At 75.5% G+C, this 3,596-nt stretch carries 2 protein-coding genes and 1 pseudogene; all 3 read left to right on the forward strand.

What is annotated here, in order from left to right:
- Positions 1–268 (forward strand): annotated as a pseudogene (locus tag ATM99_RS15235) (methyl-accepting chemotaxis protein); the annotation flags it as partial.
- A gap of 75 nt (positions 269–343) precedes the next feature.
- Positions 344–2,605, forward strand: coding sequence for a bifunctional diguanylate cyclase/phosphodiesterase (locus ATM99_RS15240; RefSeq protein WP_062103715.1), 2,262 nt, complete (start codon positions 344–346; stop codon positions 2,603–2,605).
- A gap of 84 nt (positions 2,606–2,689) precedes the next feature.
- On the forward strand, positions 2,690–3,596 hold a 907-nt coding region (locus tag ATM99_RS15245; RefSeq protein ID WP_150118321.1), incomplete at its 3' end, for a methyl-accepting chemotaxis protein.

Below are 3,596 nucleotides of genomic sequence, written 5' to 3' on the forward strand. Positions count from 1 at the left end.
CTCGATCGGGTCGATCATCGCGAGCATCAACGACTACCAGCTGACGATCGCCTCGGCGGTCGAGGAGCAGACGGCCACGACGAACGAGATGTCCCGCGGGGTCGGTGAGGCGGCCACGGGGTCGGGGGAGATCGCCACCAACATCACGGGCGTCGCGTCCTCGGCGCAGCAGGCCTCGACCACGCTCGGGCAGATGGGCGTGTCCGTGGCCGAGCTGGCCCGCCTCTCGGAGGACCTGCACCGTCGTGTCGCTGCGTTCACCTACTGAGCCGGGGGGAGCGCGGGCACGGTCGACGGGGCGAGCCGCCCCCACGGCGGGGTCGGCGCGCGCCGGGAGCCTGCCGTGACCGGACGGCCGCGGCAGGCGGTCGTCGTCGCGGCCGTCGCGTGCGCGTCGCTCGTGGCGACCGGCGTCGCCACCGGCCCGTCGGTCGGGTTCCTCGTGCTCGCGGCGCTCGTGTGCGCCACGGCCGGGACGGTCGTGCGCGCACGGATCGTGGTCCGTCCCGTCCGCGAGGCGCGCTCGTGGCGGTGGTTCGCCCGCGCGCTCCTCGTCCTGGCCGGGGGGTTCGCCGGCGAGGCCGTCGTCGTCGGTGCGGCGCCTCTCTCGCGCTGGGTGGGCGTCGCCGAGGTCCTCGGGACCGTCGCGGCCTCGGCCTGCACGTACCTCGCGGTGCAGTACTGGAACCGGTACCGCGGAGTGGAGTGGGACTGGGACCCCGGTGAGCGGCTGCTGGGGCTGGGCGGGCTCCTGGGTGGCGCGTCGCTGCTCATGTACGGCAGCTACCGGGTGATCGGCGAGGTCGCCGTGCCGACGTGGCGCGTCACCGTCCTGGTGCTGGGCGCGGCGGCACCCGGCGTGCTCGCGCTGTCGCTCGCGTCGGTGCTGGTCATCGCGCGGCTGTCGCGGGACTGGCGCGCGTGGACGCTCCTGTCGCTCGTGCTCGTCGCCGGTGCGCTCGGCACGCTCCGCTACGTCGACGTCGTGTCCGGCGCCGAACGCCCCGCCGCCGGGACCGGTGCGGTCGTCGTGTGGACCGTGATCGCGGCCACGACCGCCGTCGCGAGCTTCGCACCCGTCGTGCGCAACTCGCAGACGGCACCCTCGCCGCGGGCGTCGTCGATCGGCTCGCTGGCGATCGTCGTGGCGGGTGCCGCCCTGGTCGTGCTCGACGCGGTGGCACCCAGCGGCCGGCGCTCGGTCGCCGTCGCGGCCGCGCTGTCGACCCTGCTGGGCAGCGTCCGCCTGCTGCGCGTCGTCGCGGACCTCGCCGAGCTCACGTCGGCCCGGCGCGAGGCGCGGACCGACGGCCTGACGGGCGTCGCGAACCGGCTCGCGTTCATGGAGCACCTCGAGGCGACGCGCGTGCGGCCGCGCGGCGTGGGCGTGCTGCTGGTCGACCTCGACGAGTTCAAGGGCATCAACGACGGCCTGGGCCACGCGGTGGGTGACGAGCTCATGCGCGCGGTCGCGGACCGGATCGCCGTCGAGACGGCGGGCGCCGCGCTGCTCGCGCGGCTCGGCGGCGACGAGTTCGCCCTGCTCGTCGAGGACCCGGAGCAGTCGCTGCGGGTCGCGCAGGTCGTGCTCGACGCCGTGCGGGCCCCCTTCGTCGTCGCGGGGCACCCGGTGCGCATCGACGCGAGCGTGGGCGTCGCGAGCACGGGGCTGGGCACCGCGTCGAGCGCGCGCCTGCTGCACGACGCGGACACCGCGATGTACATGGCCAAGCGCGCGGGCGGTGGCATCCAGGTGTTCGACGCGCGGACCGCCGCGCACAGCGCGCACCGCCTCGACCTGCTCAGCGACCTGCGGACCGTGCTCGCGGGCGAGGGAGCCGTGCGGGAGGTCGGCGAGCTGGTCGTGCACCTGCAGCCGCAGGTCGCGTGCGACGACGAGCGACTCGTGGGCGTCGAGGCCCTCGTGCGGTGGGCCCACCCGCGGCACGGCCTGCTGCGCCCCGCGCAGTTCCTGCCGCTCGCAGAGGAGCACCGGCTGATGCCGCTGCTCACCCCCGTCGTGCTGCGGCGCGCCGCAGCGGCGGCGCAGGAGCTCGCCACCGACGGGTGGTGCCTGCCCGTCGCGGTCAACCTCTCGGCGAGCTGCCTCACCGACGACGACCTGCCCGGGGAGGTGGCCGCGGCGCTCGACGAGACCGGCCTGCCGGCCGGCACGCTCGTGCTCGAGGTCACCGAGTCGGCGATCATGCAGGACCCCGACGCCGCGGTGGCCGCCCTCGTGCGCCTCACCGAGCAGGGCGTGCGCGTGAGCATCGACGACTACGGCACGGGGCACTCCTCCCTGAGCTACCTCGCCCGGCTGCCGGCGACCGAGCTCAAGCTCGACGCGTCGTTCGTGTCCCAGCTGCTGCGCGACGAGCGGACCGTGACGATCGTGGCCGGGACGATCGACCTCGCGCACCGCCTCGGGATCCGCGTGACCGCCGAGGGCGTCGAGGACCGTGCGACCGCGCAGCGGCTGCGCGAGCTCGCGTGCGACACGGCGCAGGGGTTCGTCCACAGCGGCGCCCTGCCGGTCGCCGAGCTGCGCGACTGGCTCGTGCGGCGCGTCGCCGTGCCGGCCGGTGCGGGCGAGGGCCGTTGAGAGCCATCTCATCCTGACGAGGCGTCACGACGGCGTCCGTCCTGCCGATCGGCAGGACAGCACAGGACCTCGTGAGGAGATGACATGCGTGGGAACCGAGGAGTGTGGGCGGACCGGTCCGTCCTGACGAAGATCGCGGCGGCCGTCGGGCTGATGGGCGTCGCGGCGATCACGGTGGCGGGGGTCGCGACCGCGTCGCTGCTGTCGCTGCGCGGCGAGATCGCCGCGCTGCACGAGGAGAGCGTCAAGCCGCTGTCGCAGCTCACCGAGATCCAGCGCGCGTACCAGGGTGACCGCGCGCGCGTGATCCAGTACGGCGTGGCCGACGCGGCCACGCGTGCCGAGCTCGCCGACGAGCTGGTCGAGCGGCGCGCCGACCTCGACGCGCAGGTGGCGGCCTACCGCCCGGTGGCGGTCGACGACGCCGACGTCGACGCGGTGGAGTCCGCGCTCGACGCGTACTACACGGCGGCGCACGACTCGCTGTTCCCGCTCGCCGACGCCGGTGACACGCCCGGCTTCGCCGCGTACTTCCAGGACACGGTGCGCCCGCTGACGACCGCAGTCATGGACGCGATCCAGACCGAGACGGTCGCGCAGGAGGAGAAGGCCGCGCGGGCCTCGGTCGACGCGCAGGCACTGGTCCTGCGGTCCGAGGTCGTCGTGGTGGTCGCGCTCGTCGTGGGTCTCGCCGCGGCGGGTGCGGTCGCGGTGGTCGTCGCGCGGTCGCTGCGGCGCCGGCTCGACGCGGCGGTCGCGGCGCTGACGGCCGCGAGCGAGGGCGACCTCACCGTGCCGGTGCACGCCGAGGGCGGCGACGAGGTCGGGCGTCTGACGGCGGCGCTCGCCGGCATGCAGACGCGGATGCGCGCGACCCTGTCGGGGGTGGCGGAGTCGGCGGGGACGGTGGCGGCTGCGGCGGAGGAGCTGGCGGCGGCGTCGGGTCAGGTGGCGTCGGGGTCGGAGGAGACGTCGGTGCAGGCGGGTGTGG

Origin of the sequence: Cellulomonas sp. B6 (assembly GCF_001462455.1) — a bacterium.
Lineage (GTDB): Bacteria > Actinomycetota > Actinomycetes > Actinomycetales > Cellulomonadaceae > Cellulomonas.